We start from the raw sequence: 14410 nt of genomic DNA, 5'->3' as shown, positions 1-14410 counted from the left end.
ATTCGACGCCTAAAACGCCGTTCAACCTGGCCGAATTTCTGAGCCAGAAATCAGCGCCGCGATCCTATCGGAAACCCGTCTGGGGAAGAAAACCGGCGTCGAAGCCGGCGGCGGAAGAGGATGCAAACGCTGATACAGACCCGGAAAAACGGGTGAAGGAAGAACCGGGCGACTGAAGTGATCCACAAAACCGCCCGGCTTTCGCAACAGGTCTGAGTTATTTGTTGGGGCGCCCAGATACCCCTCGTAATTTCAAGCTCCTTACCCTATATGGGATGAGCATATGTTTTTTTCGGACCTGCTCCTTTCGGCTCAGCATTCGATCTTCAGCTTTGCCGGGCTGCTACGTCGTGTGGGCAGCATCTTGAAAAGGAATGTCACGATGGCCAATGGCAACGTGAAATGGTTCAACGCTACCAAGGGCTTCGGCTTTATTGCCCCCGAAGGTGGAGCCAAGGACGTCTTCGTCCATGTCACCGCGCTGGAACGCGCAGGGCTGCGTGGCCTCGAAGACGGTCAGGCTGTATCGTTCGACATCGAGCGCGACCGCAATGGCCGCGAATCGGCTACGAATCTTACGCTCGCCTGAGCCCAGGCAGCTTTACTGCGGGTGGGATCGGCACTGTCCGGACCCGCCCGTACTCCTGAACCGGATGCACATGGTGAATGTGCCGGTTCTCTTCTCCCTGAAAGAGTTGACTTGATAGAAATCCACTGGGGGGAACCCCTGTCCTTTGTCATGTCGCCGGAAGGCGACGTGCAGAAGTTCAGTACCATCGAGCAGGCAAGATACTGGCTGTCCAGAAAATGGCCGGTGTCAGATGACGCTCGCGAACGTGCGCTGCATCATCTTGATGCTGCCATGGACTGCCTGGGCTCGGTCGGAACCGCGCGCCGTGCCTTCATCGCCGCCGCTCGCAGCGCTGGCTTCGTCCCCGAGGATCTGATCGCCCTTTCTCGCCGTCAGGCCGCTTGAGTTAGGGCCTGCGTGCGCGGCGACCGGGTTTCTTTCTGCAGGACCAGCCCCGGTTGTCTTCGGCCGAGACAGGGTGTCGGCCTTGTCGCTGGTCAAGACTACAGGCCGGATCTTGCGCGAACCTCGGCAAAGGACACCAGTCTGCCCTCTGTCTCATCCCAAAGATGCAGCCGCACCGTCGCAAGGCTTTCGCCAATGGTAAGGCGTTGCGCCTCTGCCAGTTCGCGGTGATCGCGGAGGACTTCGGGCAACCGATAGAACGGAATCCGGGAATAGAGGTGATGCACATGGTGGATGCCGATGTTCCCGGACAGCCATTGCAGCGGCTGCGGCAGCACATAATGTGAACTGCCCTCGAGCGCCGCATGATGCAGCTGCCACTGCTCCCCGCGAGACCAATGGGTCTCTTCGAACTGGTGCTGGACGTAGAACAGCCAGACCCCGATCGTCGCCGCCACGACAGAGGTGGGAAGGAAGATCAGCAGCACCGGCATCAGCCCGCCGAACCAGATCATCAACCCTAGGGCTATGCCGATCATCGCATTGGTGCCCATGGCCGAGGTCCAGTAGCGCCAGCCGGCGTTCATAAGGCCCATGGGCAGCCGGTTTTGCAGGATGAACAGATAGCTCGGCCCCAGCAGGAACAGCACGACCGGGTGGCGATACAGCCGATACATCAGGCGACCGACGGCCGAGCGTGCCCGGTACTCATCGATGGTCAGTGTCAGCACATCCCCGATACCGCGCTGATCGAGGTCTCCATGATGTGCGTGATGGATCGAATGGGTGCGCTTCCAGACGGCATAGGGCGTCAGGGTCAGAACACCGAGGGTACGACCGATCCAGTCCTGCGCCTTTCTGTTGGTCAGAAACGACCCATGTCCGCAGTCGTGCTGGATGACGAAGATCCTGACAAGGAATGCCCCGTTCAGAAGCGCCACGGACAGCGCCAGCCATGCGCTTACGGAAAGCGCCGCCCAGGCCAGCACCCAGAGGGCGACGAACGGCACCAGCGTCGCCGCCAGTTCGAAAAGGCTGCGCGCCGACATCGGGCCGCGATACCGCGCCAGGGTGCTGAGCCAGGCGCGCGCGTTGCGGGGAGGCGCGTTTCCGAGCCGACCGGTTTGATCTGTCATCTTTGCCTGTACATTTTCTCTCCGACACAATGAGGGAGAGATTTCCGGCCCTGGCAAAAAGCCATTACAACAGCGGTTTGTTCAGGCTCCTAGCCGTTAGCGGGCATGGGTTAGGTTTTCAACCGACAATTCATACAGTGATTTGGTCTGAGCGTCCGTATCGCTACCTCTTGGTCGCGTGTCTGTTGCGGCGCAAGACGAACGGCAGCTTCCAGGAATGCGGCAATGCAGCATATGTCGAGCTCGACCGGCGGCTATGGGCCGGTTTTGACGAATGATTCAGCATCAGTGACGGGTTGCCTCAGAGTAGTTCCGCAAACCCGCCAAGTTCGGCTGCCGTGGCGACCAGCCCGATTTGCGTCAGGGTGCCGAGATAGTCCTCGACGCTATAGGGCGGATTCTTCAACCGGGCGCGCACCTTGCGGACGGAACCGCAGAACAGGCCGGGTGCGAGATGCAGGTGATTCACCAGGAATTCGTCAGGGTGCTGCACGTCGATGCCGAAGGACGTCAGCGCCTCGACCGGGAAGTCGACCAGATTTTGGGTCACGATCACATCGCAGCGCCCGGTGATGGCGGCGGCCAGCACGTGCCGATCATCAGGATCGGGCAAGGTCAGCGCCGGTATGAGGGCGTGATACCCCTCGACCAGGCTGTCTCGCGTGGCCCGGTCCATCAGGTCGCGGGTGCGCTCCAGCGCGGCCCTGTCTCGCGCGGGCTCGTTGCGCAGCAGCGCCTCAATCCATTCGCGATGGATGTCGGCCGTCCAGCGCGCCCTGAACACGTCTGTGACGGCCAGTTGCAATAACAGATCTCGTAGCGGTGCGGGATAGAGGACATTGGCGTCCAGCAGAGCGGTGTAGCGGCTCATGGGCGGTGGTAGCCCATATCCTGTTCTTGTGCCTCGCTGACAAGCTGGTCGAGTACGGCCTCGCGCTCGCGGTCGATGGCTGCTTTATAGGACATCACGTCTTCCATTCGGATGCGGCGATGCTTGCCGACCTTGCGGTGCGGGATTGCTCCTTCGTCCAGCAGCTTGATGAGGAAGGGACGTGAGACGTTCAGCACTTCGGCGGCTTGCACTGTGGTCAGTTCCGCATTCTCCGGCATCAGGGTGACGCCGCGCCCGGCGGCCATCGCCTCCAGGATCTCCATCAGAAGCGCGACTGCTCCGGCAGGGAGTTCGAGCGGGCGCTCTTGTTCGGCATCGGTGACGCGCAAGGTCAGGGGACGTTTCTGACGGGCATAGCGGGACAGAAGCTGGCCGGACACACGCGCAATAGCGGCATCCTGTGCGGAGGGCGGAAGTTGTCGATGGGCGAGCATGGTCATGGGCAGGACTCCTTCACTGCCGCAGTATATGGGCTCAAATGAAATAAATACAACAGATGAAGAAAATGTCCGAGTGGCAGTGAAGACTTCAAGTTGATGCAACAGGTCGAGGCTTCATATCGGGACAGGGCGGTCCACGCTGAGACTGGGGCGGGAGCCGGTCTGAGGCATCGAAGACAACAAAGTGAATTGCTGAGAGAGATTCCAATGATACCATTCAGTTGCGGCAGTTTGGTGGGGATGAGGCCAGTGCTACGCTGCGCTACGAAGCAGCCCGCTGGACTTCGCGAGCACCGAATGTTCAAGGATGGACCGGTATGCTGAGAGAAGCCGCAATTTGAGATGGTTGCTGGCCCCCGCAACCAAAACTAATTCTCCAATTATATCAATGGATTGGGAATCCACCTCCATGGATTGGCCATTGATCGCACCCCCACGCCCCGCAATCCGCGGGGCTTTCTGCATTTGAGGCGCCGCACTGGCGATCTCGTGGACCGGCAGCCCGCAGGCCAGCCGCAGCAGGCTCGCCAGGGCGCCGTGAAGGTGGATCGCAAGCCCGGGCTTGTCGCAGGACTTGCCGTCCGGGTTCTCCCCGGCGCGACCGGCACCAGCACGATCTTCTCCACCAAGGCCCGCAGCGCCTCCTTGGCCTCGTCCATCCGCTCCCGCCAGGCCCCGGACCAGTTGGCCGATCCGCTCCCGGTAGGTCCGCGCCATGCCGGGATGGATCCGCAGTGGATCGCGGGCAGGGGAGGCGGCGAGCTGGCGCTCCAGTTCCTTGCGGCGGGCAACGAGGTCGATCATCCGGTCCTTGACCTGTTCGGCAGGAACCCCGGTGATGATCGCATCGACCAACTTCCTGTGGTCGGTGGTGACGCGGGCCAGGTCCCGCTCTAGGTCGGCGCGGCCGGTCTCGCGGGTCATCGCTGATGATGCGCAGATGCGGCACCGCAACTTCGGTCACGCGATCCTCGGGGTTTAACCGCGAGTTCCGCTTTCCGGTATCCGGATCCTTGCAGTAATGCAGACGGTTCCAGACCAGATGCCCACGGTAAAGTTCATTGTTCAGGATCCCGGTGCAGCGCTCGCGGTTGCCGAGGATCGTCGAGGTTCCCCACCAGCCGCCGCGTGGGCCGGGGATGCGCTCGAGGTTCAGCGCCTTGGCGATCTTCCCCGCCGACATACCTTGTGCGTAGTCGGTGAAAATCCGGCGCACCACCTCGGCCTCGGCCCGGTTGATCGCCCGGCCGCCGTGTTCGGATTTGCCGTTCACCTCGATCCCGGGCAGCACGTCGTAGCCATAGGAATTGCCGCCGGCGAGCTTGCCCTCCTTCACCCGGCCTTTCTGCCCGCGATGGGTCTTGACGCCGATGTCGCGCAGCAGGATCTGGTTCATCGTCCCCTTCATCCCGATCAGCATGGTATCGACCTTGCCCTCGGTCAGCGTGTGGATCTCGATGCCGAGATGCTCCATCCGCTCACGGAACCTCGCGATATCGGCCAGCTTCCTCGACAGCCGGTCCATCGCCTCGGCCAGCACCAGGTCGAACTTCCCCGCCTTCGCATCGCGCTGCAGCGCCTCGATCCCGGGCCGGAACATGCTGGCTCCCGAGTGCGCCCGGTCGCTATAGCTGCCCACCACCTGCCAGCCCTTCCGGGCTGCCAGATCCCGGCAGGAGTCGATCTGGTCCTCGATCGACGCATCGCGCTGCTTGTCCGTCGAAAACCGCGCATAGAGCGCAACACGCAGAAGGAGTTTGGGCATGGGCAGAACAACCTGGGGGTGGGCGACAAGTCCGGCGCGGGCAGTGACCAGTCGTGGGGTTCAGGCGGGCAGAACATGGGCAAGGCGCGGTCGAAAGAGACCTGATCCGCATCCTTCGCGCGTGAAGGAAGCGGGCCGTCCGGCGGCCCGCTTTTCTTGTGGCCGGGGTCCGTGCCCCCTCAGCAGATCCGCGGAAGCTGCTCGCCCACCAGCATGTCCACGATCCGCGCGCCGCCGAAGCCGGTGCGCAGCAGGACCGGATGCGCCTGCCGCGGCAGGGCGCGGCCGATGATTGCCGATCCTTCTCCTTCGGGAAGGGCGCGCATCGCGGCCAGCGCCGCCTCGGCCTGCTCGGGTGGGCAGAACAGCACCAGCCGCCCCTCGTTCGCCAGATAAAGCGGGTCGAGGCCGAGGATCTCGCACAGCCCCACCACCTCGGGCCGCAGGGGCAGCCGGGCCTCCTCGATCTCGACGGTCACGTCCGCCTCCGCCGCCATCTCGTTCAGCGCCGAGGCGAGGCCGCCACGCGTGCAGTCGCGGGCGGCGCGAATCCCGGGTGCGGCGGCAAGGGCAGCCTGCATCAGGTGGCCGAGGCCCGCGCAATCGCTGGCAAGGTCGGCCGACAGCGCCAGATCGCCGCGCGCGGCAAGGATGGCCGCGCCATGGTCGCCCAGCACGCCGTTGACGATCACGGCATCCCCTTCGCGGATATGCGCCGCGCCGATGTCGCGGCCGGGCGGGATCACCCCCACCCCCGCCGTGGTGATGAAGACGCCATCCGCCTTGCCGCGCTCGACCACCTTGGTGTCGCCGGTGACGATGCGCACCCCGGCCTTGGCGGCCTCCACCGCCATGGTGGCGACGATGCGGCGCAGCAGGGCGATCTCGCAGCCCTCCTCGATGATGAAGGCGGCCGAAAGCCACAGCGGCCGCGCGCCGCCGACGGCAAGGTCGTTCACCGTGCCGCAGACCGCCAGCTTGCCGATGTCGCCGCCCGGAAATTCCAGCGGCGTCACCACGAAGCTGTCGGTGGTGAAGGCCAGCCGCGCGCCGGACTCCTGCAAAGCGGCCTCGGTCAGGCGGGCCTGATCCTCCGATCCCGGCGGCTGGAAGACCGCGGTGAACACTTCGTCGATCAGGTCGCGCATGGCGCGGCCGCCGCCGCCATGCGCCATGGTCACATGCGTGTCGCGCAGCGTCATTCCGCGGCCGCCCTTGCGCCCGAATATTGCCAATAGGCCGCGCAGGCCCCCTCGGACGACACCATCAGCGCGCCCAGCGGCATCTCCGGCGTGCAGCCGCGCCCGAATTGCGGGCATTGCATCGGCTTCATCTTGCCGGTCATCACCGCCCCGCAGGCGCAACCCTCGATCTCGGGGACGTTGCGGGACGAGGCGGCGTAGCCGATGCCGAACTTTTCCTCGGCGTCGAAGGCGGCGTATTGCGCCCGGATGCGCAGGCCCGAGGCGTCGATCTCGCCCAGGCCCCGCCATTCGAAGCTGGGGCGGCGTTCGTAGACATCGGCGATCGCCGCCAGCGACACCGGGTTGCCGTGTTCGGGCACCACGCGGGCATATTGGTTTTCCACCGCCGCGCGGCCCTCCGCGATCTGGGTCAGCACCATCAGCACCGATTGCAAGAGGTCGGTCGGCTCGAACCCGGCCACCACCAGCGGCTTGCCGTAGTCGCGCGGGATGAAGTCGTAGGGATGGATGCCGATCACCATCGAGACATGGCCCGGCCCGATGAAGCCGTCCAGCATCATGTCGGGGTCGTCCAGAAGCGCCTTGATCGGCTCGGGCACGGTGATGTGGTTGCAAAAGACGCTGAAGTTCGTCAGCCCCTCGCGCGCGGCGGCCTGGATGGACAGCGCGGTCGAGGGGGTGGTGGTCTCGAACCCGAGGCCGAAGAACACCACCTCGCGGCCCGGGTTGCGCCGCGCCAGTTCCAGCGCGTCGAGGGGCGAATAGACCATGCGTATGTCCGCCCCGCCCGACCTGGCCTGCATCAGCGACTTGCGGTGGCCGGGCACGCGCATCGCATCGCCGAAGGTGGTGAAGATCACGCCGGGCGTCTCGGCGATCTCCACGCATTCGTCGACGCGCGCCATCGGCAGCACGCAGACCGGGCAGCCGGGGCCGTGGATGAACTCGACGCCTTCGTGGATCAGCTTGTCGAGACCGTAGCGGAAGATCGAATGGGTGTGCCCGCCGCAGATCTCCATGATGTGGACGGGCTTTTCGCGCGTCGCGCCGATCCGGTCGGCCTTGGCTGCGATGGCAGCCAGAAGGACGCGGGCGGCGGCGGGGTCGCGGAACTCGGAGGCGAATTTCATGGCTTGCACGGTCATGCCAGCGCCTCCTGCGAGAGAGCCATCTGCTCCAGCGTCTCCTGCGCCTCACCCAGATCGCGCAGGGCTTGCAGGGTCTTCGCGGCCTCCTCCTCGTCGATCAACGCCATGGCGAAGCCGACATGGATCAGCGCCCATTGCCCGACCAGCGCGGCAAGGTCGCCCCCTGCGACGCAGGCCACGCTGACCTCGCGGCGCACGCCCGAGACCTCGGCCATGGCCATCAGGCGGGCCTCGTCGGTGATGGCGGTGATCCGCCCCGGTATCCCCAGGCACATCGTCTAGTCCTCCTCTTCCTCATGCACCCGGCCCGAAGGGTCGGCGATGCCATAACGGTCCAGCTTGGCGCGCAGGCCGACACGCGACAGGCCCAGTTCCACCGCCGCGCGGCTCTTGTTCCAGCGGTGGCGGGTCAGGGTCTCGCGCAGGATGCGCATCTCGATCAGTTCCACCCGGTCCTTCAGCGTGCCATCGGCCATCAGGGCGGCATCGGCGCTGCGGTCGGCCCCGTGTTCGGAGGGGGCGGCCTGCAGGATCGGCCTGCCGATCAGTTCGGCCCCCAGCATCGGCCCGCGGGCGAAGACCAGCATCCGGGTCACTTCGTTCTGCAATTCCTTCAGGTTGCCGGGCCAGTCCCAGTTCTCCAGGAATTCCAGCGCCTCGGGGGCGAAGCCGTGGGCGGCCTTGCCGTGGCGGGCCGCGAGGTCATCTAGGAAGGCCTGCGCCAGCAGCGCCACGTCGCCGCGCCGGGCGCGCAAGGGCGGGATCGCCAGCTCCGCCACGGCCAGCGCGTAATACAGATCGGCGCGGAAGGCGCCTTCGGCCACGCGCCGCGCCAGATCGACGCCCGCCCCCGCGATCAGCCGCAGGTTCGCCGTCTGCACCTCCTGCCCGCCGAGGGGGGTGAAGCTGCCCTCCTCCACCAGCCGCCAGAGGGCGAGTTGCAGGCCGGGCGAGGCATGTTCGATCCCCTCGACGAAAAGCGTGCCGCGATCGGATTTCTGCGCCAGCCCGACCTTGCTGACGCCCCCCGGCAGGATGCCGCGCTTGGCCCCGAACAGCTCGATCAGGGCCAGCTCGTCGGTCAGGCCCGCAAGGTTCAGCGCATGGAACGGCCGGTCCGAGCGCAGCGAGGCGAAATGCATGGCGCGGGCCAGCCGGGCGCGGCCGGTGCCCGGCTCGCCGGTCAAAAGGACCGGCACGTCGAAGCTGGCGAAATGGCGGGCGGCGGCGATCACGGCCTTCATCGGGCTTTGCGGGCTGTGCAACAGGCTCTCGAATCCCAGCCCCTCGCGCAGGGCGGTGCGGCGCTTGTCGAGCTTGCTCTGCGCCGATGATGCGAGGTAGCGCATCTCCAGCGCCATGCGCTCGTTCTCGCGCGCAAGCTGGAACAGCCGCGCGCCGTTGCGCGCCGCCATCAGCAACTGGTCGGGATGCCAGGGCTTGGTCAGGAACTGGTGAATGCCGGCGTCGTTGATGGCGCTGGCCATCGCCGCAGGGTCGGTATAGCCGGTGACGATGATGCGCACGGTATCGGGCCAGCGTTCGCGCAGTTCGGTCAGCAGTTCCACCCCGGTCCGCCCCGGCATCCGCTGGTCGCAGATGGCGACCTGCACCCATTCCTCTTCCATCTTGCGCAGGGCGGTGTCCGCATCATGGGCGGTGGCGCAGTCGAATTCGTCCTCCAGCGCCATGCGCATCGAGGACAGCGAATGCGGCTCGTCGTCGACCAGAAGGACGGTGGGGCGGGGGCCGGTCATGCGGCCTTCTCCGCCAGCCGGGCGCGCAGCCAGTCCAGCCAGACATCCATGCCCTCGCCGGTGCGGGCCGACAGCGCGATGATCTCGATCCCCGGATTCACCCGGCGCAGGTTGGCCGCATAGGCATCGAGATCGGCGTCGCAATGCGGGGCGAGATCCAGCTTGTTCAGGACCGCAAGCCGCGCCGCTGTGAACATGTCGGGATATTTCAGCGGCTTGTCCTCGCCCTCGGTCACAGAGAGGATCGCCACCTTGGCATCCTCGCCGAGGTCGAAGGCGGCCGGACAGACCAGATTGCCGACATTCTCGATGAAGAGATACGACCCCGCGCGCGGGCGCAGGTCGTCGATGGCATGGCCAACCATCTGCGCATCCAGATGGCAGCCCTTGCCGGTGTTGATCTGGATCGCGCGGGCGCCGGTGGCGCGGATGCGGTCGGCATCGGCCGAGGTCTGCTGGTCGCCCTCGATCACCGCGAGGGGGGCGCCCTCCAGCGCTTCGATGGTCTTGCACAAAAGCGTGGTCTTGCCCGAGCCGGGCGAGGAGACGAGGTTCAGCGCCAGCACCCCGAGCGCGTTCAGCACCCGGCGGTTGGCCGTGGCGATGGCGTCGTTCTTGGCAAGGATCGAGGTTTCCACCTCGATCAGCCGGGCCTGCGACAGGCCGGGCACCGAAACCCCGGCGTCGCCGGTGCCGTAGTGGTGATGATCCCCGCCCGTCGCATGGACATGCGGGAAGGGAAGCGGGGCGGCCTCGGGCCGGAGGGCGGGGGCATGTGTATGGGAATGGGCAAGGCCCAGACGGTGGGCCTCGTCATGGCTCATCACCTTGCCGTCCGCCGTCACCAGATCGCCGCAGCCGCACACCGTGCACATCAGAGCACCTCCATGTCCTTGATCCGCATCTCGTCGCCGCCCTCGGGGATCAGCTTGCCGCCGCCGCAGATGGGGCAGGGGGCAAGCCGGTCGGCGATCTCGACGGTCTTCATGCAATCGTAGCAAAGCGCCCGGCCCGGCAGGTCGATCATCTCCAGCCGCGCGCCCTCGGCGGGACTGCCGCGCATCGTCACGTCGAAGGCGAAGGCCAGCGCCGATTTCTCCACCCCGGCGAAGCGCCCGATCTCGAGCCGCAGCACCGTGACACGGGCGAAGCCGTGGGCGCGGGCCTGGTCCTGGACGATGGTCCTGATCCCTTCGGCAAGGCTCATCTCATGCATCCTGCGCCTCGCCGATGGTCACCGGGATGCAGGGATCGTGCAGCGCCACCACCAGCGGCGCAAGGGCGCGCTTCGCCGCCGGCAGGGCGGCAAGCGCGCCGATCAGCGCGCCGCCGGGGGCGAGAAGGTGGTCGGTCGGCGTGCGGCGGTGAAGGCCGGTGACGATCCCGCCTGCCTGCGCGATCCGCAAGCCATAGGCCCCCCGCGCCGCCGGGACGCGGGCGATGCCGTCGGCGACGGTGGGGGCCGGAAGGCGGCCCTGGATGGCGGCCTCCAGATCGGCCACCAGCCCGAAGAACCGCCACAGCGGCCCGCGCCCGCAGACGGCCTCGATGGCCTTCAGGCCGGGTTGGCCCGCCTGCCGCCCCGCGGCGGAATTCTCGAAGGCGCCTTCGGCCAAGGGCGAGGGCGGCGGCGGCAACGCAGCGGAACGGGCCTCGCCCGGCGCGAAGGAGGCGGCGATCCGTCCGGCCAGCGGGGCCAGAGGGCTGTCCCATCCGGCCGGATCGCCATCGGCGGGAAGGCCCCGGCGACCCAGCAGCGAGGCCGGATCGGCGGGCAGGGGCAGCGGCGCCATGCCAAGCGCGCGGGGCAAGAGCACGCAGAGCTTCACGAGATGGTCGCGGATCACCTCGGCCCGCAGGTCGCCCGCGGCGGGCAGCCCCAGCGACAGAAACGCGGCCATGCCCTGCGCCACGCGGCACAGGTTGAAGAGGCGGGGCAGCATCCCGGCGGCCTCGGCCACGGGCTTGCCCAGGAGCATCGCCTCGACGGGCAGCTGCGGCCCCGGGCGAAGCACCGGCCCCGCAGGCCCGAAGACGATGCTGGCCGCCGCAGGCGTCATCCGTCCAGCCCCCCGGTGATCAGCCTGCGGCGCGAGGGGGCCTCGGCGGGCGCGTCGGCGGGCGCGGCCTCCCCCGCGGCCGCAGGCGGGGCAAGCTCCGCCTCGCGCAGTGCGCGGATGTCGGCGGCGCGGTCGGTTTCGGCGCGGTTGTCGGGCTCGAACAGTTCCGCCATCACCGCGCGGGCGACATCCACCGCCTGCAACTGGCTGGTGAAATCGCCCATCGGCGAGAACAGCGAACAGGCCAGGTAGGGGCCGGTCAACTCGCGAGAATTGTGCAGGAATTCGTAATCGCCGGAGGGAAAGCGGATCACCTCCTTCGCGGTCGCGGCCAGAAGCGGATAGCCCTCGGGCGGCAGGAAGACCAGGTTCATGAACCAGGGCGCGACAAGGACGCCCAGAAACCCGCCCTCGTGCGGCTGGAACCCCACCGCCTGCACCTGCAGCGCATGGTTCACCATCGGCACGTCGCGCATCTTGCCATTGAAGACCTCGGTGAAATCCGCGGTCAGCGCGCGGGTCCGCCGCTCCATCTCGGCCATGACCGGGGCCGAGGCGGCGCCGGGGTCCTCGCGCACCAGGAACTGCGCCTTGGGCGCCGAACAACCCGGGCAGGACCAGTCGCCGGGCAGGTCGGCGAAGGCGGTGCCGGGCAGGACCTGCCTTGTGTCGTCGCCCTCGGCCGGATCGTAGGGCGTCCAGCAGATCTTGCATTCCATGATCGCCAGCGGGCTGATCTTGTCGGTGGCGCCCAGATAGCTGCCCTCGAACCCCGGCGCGCTCATCTGATCGCCTCGATCACGTCGCGGATGCGGGTGGCGCTGTCCTTCAGGTCCTCGGCGGCGGCAAGGGCGACCTCGGGCATGTCCGTCACCTCGAACGTGTCGAGGATCAGCGTGTCCATCGAGTTGTAGAACTGCACCTTCCAGACGAGGGGCAGCGCGGTGGCGGTGATCCGGCAATTGCCGTAGCCGCGCGACAGGATGGTGACCGCGCCCTCGCCAAGCGCCTCGGCCAGCCAATCGAGGTCTTCGGGCGTATGGGGCAGGAGCGAGAGGTTGACGACATGGGCCGTCCCGCCCGCATGACTGCGGGACTTCTCGGCCAGTTCGGTCAGGATCGCCGGGGCATTGGCAAGGCCCGGTCCCTTGCGCGCCAGCGCACCGATGGCCGGGCGGTGGGGGACATGGGCGCGCGACAGCGCAAGGCCGGGCACGGGGGCGATCTCGACATGGTCCATCCCGGCGGCAAGGCACATCCAGACCCCGGCGAAGACGCTTTCCTGCACCATCACGGCCGGAACGCCGCGGATCTTCATCGACACCTCGCCCTGTCCCAGGGCATCGGCCACCACCCGGCGCGCGCCGGGCGACAGGGCGGCAAGGTCGAAGACGGCCGGCGCCGCACCCTGCGCCACCACCTCGCAGGCCGCCGCCATCTCGGCCAGCAGCGCCAGCGCCTCGGCCATGGCGGCGGGGTCTTCGGCCTCGGGGATATGCGGCGAATAGGTGCGCATCCCCGAGGGCATCGCCATGTAGCTCAACTCGCCCTCGGGATCGGGCTGCGAGCCGGGGCCGAAACCGGCGGGGGGAAGGGTGAAGGGGCTGACCATCTGGACCTCAGGCGGCTTCTAGGGACAGGATATGGCCGACGCGGCCCAGATAGTCGGACCAGTCGCGGACCTTCTCGATCGCGCCGAGGAAGTCGGGGCCGCGGAAGAACAGCAGGCCCGGCGTCTTCAGCGCGCGATGGCGTTCGCGCAAGGCCGCCTCGATGGCGTCGTCGATCACCGCGCAGTCGAAGGCGTTCTGGAAGGCCAGCCGCAGCTCGGGCAGGATCACCGCCGCATCGGCGGTTTCCAGATTGCGGCGCGGATCGCCGGGGATGAACAGGCAGTGCTGGCCGGGGCGGGCAAGGAACTCCGCCACGTCATGGGCTGAGGCAAGGCGGGGATAGCCGAACTCGGCCTCCAGCCGGGCGATCAGCGGATGCGGGGCGCCGGAGGGCGGCGCGTCGTGGGGCAGGTCGTGGGGGGAGTGGTCGTGCATCGGGTCACCCTGTGCTGCGGCCCGCGTCCAGCGCGGCCTGAAGATGGGGGGGAAGCGCGGGCGGGTGGCTTTCCAGATCGGCGAAGGCATCGCCCAGCGGCCCGCCCTGCATCAGCGAGGCCAGCCCCTGCAGGGCGGCGCGGATCTTCAGCGCCTCGTCCTCGGGCAGCAGCGCATGGCCGGTGCCGAGGAAGCTCAGCACCCAGTCGCCGGGCCGCGCCTCGGGCAGAAGCGACAGGTCCACGGTGGCGGGCAGGTCGCCGTCCAGCGCATGGCCCGCGATGCCGTTCACCGACACCAGCCGCATGGGGATGCCGACGCACATCAGACCGTCCCCGGAAAGAACCGGGCGTCGCCGGTCCGGCAGGCCTCGTCTTCCGAGGGGCGGCCGGTCTCGTAGGCGGTGCGGCGGATCGCGGGATCGGCCAGAAGCGGGCTTTCGGTGCGGCCCGGAGCGGTGGCGACGCCCCAGCCCGCCAGCACCTCGCGCGCCATGGCCAGCGCCTCGGGGATGCGGGCGGCCACCAGCGGGCGCAGGCCGCCGCCGTAATCTTCCAGCTCGACCGGCTGGCAGCCGATCAACGCCATCTCGGGCGGGCGGAAGCCCATCAGCGCCGCGGTGGCGATCACGTCCTGAAAGCCGGTCTGGTGCAGGCTCATCTTCCTGGCGCCCATGAAGGCCGGCACCTCGCCGTCGCGCACCAGCTTCATCGTGCCGGGGGGCAGGCCGTAGTCGATGGCGTCGAAGACCAGCAGCGCATCGGCCTCTTCCAGGAACGGCAGCAGGTAAAGCCCCTGCGTGCCGCCGTCCAGCAGGCGGACGTTCCCGGGCAGGGCATGGGTTTCCGCCATCGCCTCGACGCAGCGCACGCCGAAGCCTTCGTCCGCCCACAGGACGTTGCCGATCCCGAGGATCAGGATTCGTCTCGACACCGGCTTCCCCTCCCTGGTGGCTGGTCGAATGGTTTGCACCCCTCCCCTCA

18 protein-coding genes and 1 pseudogene are annotated in these 14410 nt (G+C 67.3%); 2 read left to right on the top strand and 17 right to left on the bottom strand.

The window, feature by feature from the left end; translation table 11 throughout:
• The first annotated feature begins 382 nt into the window (after positions 1 to 382).
• On the top strand, positions 383 to 589 hold the full coding sequence (locus G5B31_RS19400; protein WP_165019864.1) for a cold-shock protein: 207 nt from the start codon (positions 383 to 385) through the stop codon (positions 587 to 589).
• A 111-nt stretch (positions 590 to 700) separates the two neighbouring features.
• Positions 701 to 976 (top strand): DUF982 domain-containing protein, encoded by a 276-nt coding sequence (locus tag G5B31_RS19395; protein WP_232831710.1) that lies wholly within the window; start codon positions 701 to 703, stop codon positions 974 to 976.
• Positions 977 to 1074: 98 nt separating this feature from the next.
• Here G5B31_RS19395 and G5B31_RS19390 read toward each other — a convergent pair whose 3' ends face one another.
• The 17 genes and pseudogenes from G5B31_RS19390 to G5B31_RS19315 all read right to left on the bottom strand — a co-directional run bounded on the left by G5B31_RS19390 (position 1075) and on the right by G5B31_RS19315 (position 14360).
• Complete coding sequence (locus G5B31_RS19390) at positions 1075 to 2112, bottom strand: fatty acid desaturase (RefSeq protein ID WP_165019859.1); 1038 nt, start codon at positions 2110 to 2112, stop codon at positions 1075 to 1077.
• Between the two features lie 301 nt (positions 2113 to 2413).
• The gene (locus G5B31_RS19385) at positions 2414 to 2983 is read right to left on the bottom strand and encodes a PIN domain-containing protein (protein WP_165019858.1); all 570 of its coding nucleotides are present in this window, start codon (positions 2981 to 2983) and stop codon (positions 2414 to 2416) included.
• Positions 2980 to 3444, bottom strand: a complete 465-nt coding sequence (locus G5B31_RS19380; protein WP_165019857.1) for an excisionase family DNA-binding protein — start codon at positions 3442 to 3444, stop codon at positions 2980 to 2982. Before G5B31_RS19380 ends, G5B31_RS19385 begins: the two co-directional genes overlap by 4 nt.
• Positions 3445 to 3696: 252 nt before the next feature.
• Positions 3697 to 4368, bottom strand: a complete 672-nt coding sequence (locus tag G5B31_RS21300; RefSeq protein WP_240904498.1) for a hypothetical protein — start codon at positions 4366 to 4368, stop codon at positions 3697 to 3699.
• A gap of 55 nt (positions 4369 to 4423) precedes the next feature.
• Positions 4424 to 5209, bottom strand: a pseudogene (locus G5B31_RS21535) (recombinase family protein); the annotation flags it as partial.
• Between the two features lie 179 nt (positions 5210 to 5388).
• Entirely contained in the window at positions 5389 to 6411 is a 1023-nt protein-coding gene (gene hypE, locus G5B31_RS19370; protein ID WP_165019855.1) for a hydrogenase expression/formation protein HypE, read from the bottom strand.
• Positions 6408 to 7544, bottom strand: coding sequence for a hydrogenase formation protein HypD (gene hypD / locus G5B31_RS19365; RefSeq protein ID WP_165019862.1), 1137 nt, complete (start codon positions 7542 to 7544; stop codon positions 6408 to 6410). Before hypD ends, hypE begins: the two co-directional genes overlap by 4 nt.
• 11 nt (positions 7545 to 7555) lie before the next feature.
• Entirely contained in the window at positions 7556 to 7837 is a 282-nt protein-coding gene (locus G5B31_RS19360) for a HypC/HybG/HupF family hydrogenase formation chaperone (RefSeq protein ID WP_165019854.1), read from the bottom strand.
• A gap of 3 nt (positions 7838 to 7840) precedes the next feature.
• Positions 7841 to 9319 carry a sigma-54 dependent transcriptional regulator gene (locus G5B31_RS19355; protein WP_165019853.1) on the bottom strand — a complete coding sequence of 493 codons (1479 nt, stop codon included), beginning with the start codon at positions 9317 to 9319 and terminating at the stop codon, positions 7841 to 7843.
• On the bottom strand, positions 9316 to 10194 hold the full coding sequence (hypB, locus tag G5B31_RS19350; RefSeq protein WP_165019852.1) for a hydrogenase nickel incorporation protein HypB: 879 nt from the start codon (positions 10192 to 10194) through the stop codon (positions 9316 to 9318). The genes G5B31_RS19355 and hypB overlap by 4 nt, the downstream gene beginning before the upstream one ends.
• Positions 10194 to 10535, bottom strand: a complete 342-nt coding sequence (hypA, locus tag G5B31_RS19345; protein ID WP_165019851.1) for a hydrogenase maturation nickel metallochaperone HypA — start codon at positions 10533 to 10535, stop codon at positions 10194 to 10196. The genes hypB and hypA overlap by 1 nt, the downstream gene beginning before the upstream one ends.
• Entirely contained in the window at positions 10528 to 11379 is an 852-nt protein-coding gene (locus G5B31_RS19340) for a hypothetical protein (protein WP_165019850.1), read from the bottom strand. Before G5B31_RS19340 ends, hypA begins: the two co-directional genes overlap by 8 nt.
• Positions 11376 to 12164 carry a [NiFe]-hydrogenase assembly chaperone HybE gene (hybE, locus tag G5B31_RS19335; protein WP_165019849.1) on the bottom strand — a complete coding sequence of 263 codons (789 nt, stop codon included), beginning with the start codon at positions 12162 to 12164 and terminating at the stop codon, positions 11376 to 11378. The genes G5B31_RS19340 and hybE overlap by 4 nt, the downstream gene beginning before the upstream one ends.
• A complete protein-coding gene (locus tag G5B31_RS19330) occupies positions 12161 to 12991 on the bottom strand; it encodes a hydrogenase expression/formation protein (protein ID WP_165019848.1) in 831 nt (276 codons plus the stop codon). The genes hybE and G5B31_RS19330 overlap by 4 nt, the downstream gene beginning before the upstream one ends.
• Before the next feature lie 7 nt (positions 12992 to 12998).
• The gene (locus G5B31_RS19325; protein ID WP_165019847.1) at positions 12999 to 13427 is read right to left on the bottom strand and encodes a hydrogenase accessory protein; all 429 of its coding nucleotides are present in this window, start codon (positions 13425 to 13427) and stop codon (positions 12999 to 13001) included.
• Between the two features lie 4 nt (positions 13428 to 13431).
• Positions 13432 to 13752, bottom strand: coding sequence for a HypC/HybG/HupF family hydrogenase formation chaperone (locus G5B31_RS19320; protein ID WP_165019846.1), 321 nt, complete (start codon positions 13750 to 13752; stop codon positions 13432 to 13434).
• A complete protein-coding gene (locus G5B31_RS19315) occupies positions 13752 to 14360 on the bottom strand; it encodes a HyaD/HybD family hydrogenase maturation endopeptidase (RefSeq protein WP_346763938.1) in 609 nt (202 codons plus the stop codon). Before G5B31_RS19315 ends, G5B31_RS19320 begins: the two co-directional genes overlap by 1 nt.
• Positions 14361 to 14410 lie beyond the last annotated feature (50 nt).

It is taken from the genome of Rhodobacter sp. SGA-6-6 (assembly GCF_011043545.1).
GTDB lineage: Bacteria > Pseudomonadota > Alphaproteobacteria > Rhodobacterales > Rhodobacteraceae > Pseudogemmobacter.
This window is presented reverse-complemented; position numbering and strand designations above follow the sequence as displayed.

What these genes read in the sequence shown, in the direction of transcription:
- G5B31_RS19380 (WP_165019857.1), bottom strand. Translation starts at nt 3,444, where the DNA reads ATGACCATGCTCGCCCATCGACAACTTCCGCCCTCCGCACAGGATGCC.
- G5B31_RS19360 (WP_165019854.1), bottom strand. Translation starts at nt 7,837, where the DNA reads ATGTGCCTGGGGATACCGGGGCGGATCACCGCCATCACCGACGAGGCC.
- hypA (WP_165019851.1), bottom strand. Translation starts at nt 10,535, where the DNA reads ATGCATGAGATGAGCCTTGCCGAAGGGATCAGGACCATCGTCCAGGAC.
- G5B31_RS19355 (WP_165019853.1), bottom strand. Translation starts at nt 9,319, where the DNA reads ATGACCGGCCCCCGCCCCACCGTCCTTCTGGTCGACGACGAGCCGCAT.
- hypB (WP_165019852.1), bottom strand. Translation starts at nt 10,194, where the DNA reads ATGTGCACGGTGTGCGGCTGCGGCGATCTGGTGACGGCGGACGGCAAG.
- hypE (WP_165019855.1), bottom strand. Translation starts at nt 6,411, where the DNA reads ATGACGCTGCGCGACACGCATGTGACCATGGCGCATGGCGGCGGCGGC.
- G5B31_RS19320 (WP_165019846.1), bottom strand. Translation starts at nt 13,752, where the DNA reads ATGTGCGTCGGCATCCCCATGCGGCTGGTGTCGGTGAACGGCATCGCG.
- G5B31_RS19330 (WP_165019848.1), bottom strand. Translation starts at nt 12,991, where the DNA reads ATGGTCAGCCCCTTCACCCTTCCCCCCGCCGGTTTCGGCCCCGGCTCG.
- G5B31_RS19325 (WP_165019847.1), bottom strand. Translation starts at nt 13,427, where the DNA reads ATGCACGACCACTCCCCCCACGACCTGCCCCACGACGCGCCGCCCTCC.
- G5B31_RS19390 (WP_165019859.1), bottom strand. Translation starts at nt 2,112, where the DNA reads ATGACAGATCAAACCGGTCGGCTCGGAAACGCGCCTCCCCGCAACGCG.
- hybE (WP_165019849.1), bottom strand. Translation starts at nt 12,164, where the DNA reads ATGAGCGCGCCGGGGTTCGAGGGCAGCTATCTGGGCGCCACCGACAAG.
- hypD (WP_165019862.1), bottom strand. Translation starts at nt 7,544, where the DNA reads ATGAAATTCGCCTCCGAGTTCCGCGACCCCGCCGCCGCCCGCGTCCTT.
- G5B31_RS19385 (WP_165019858.1), bottom strand. Translation starts at nt 2,983, where the DNA reads ATGAGCCGCTACACCGCTCTGCTGGACGCCAATGTCCTCTATCCCGCA.
- G5B31_RS19340 (WP_165019850.1), bottom strand. Translation starts at nt 11,379, where the DNA reads ATGACGCCTGCGGCGGCCAGCATCGTCTTCGGGCCTGCGGGGCCGGTG.
- G5B31_RS21300 (WP_240904498.1), bottom strand. Translation starts at nt 4,368, where the DNA reads ATGACCCGCGAGACCGGCCGCGCCGACCTAGAGCGGGACCTGGCCCGC.
- G5B31_RS19400 (WP_165019864.1), top strand. Translation starts at nt 383, where the DNA reads ATGGCCAATGGCAACGTGAAATGGTTCAACGCTACCAAGGGCTTCGGC.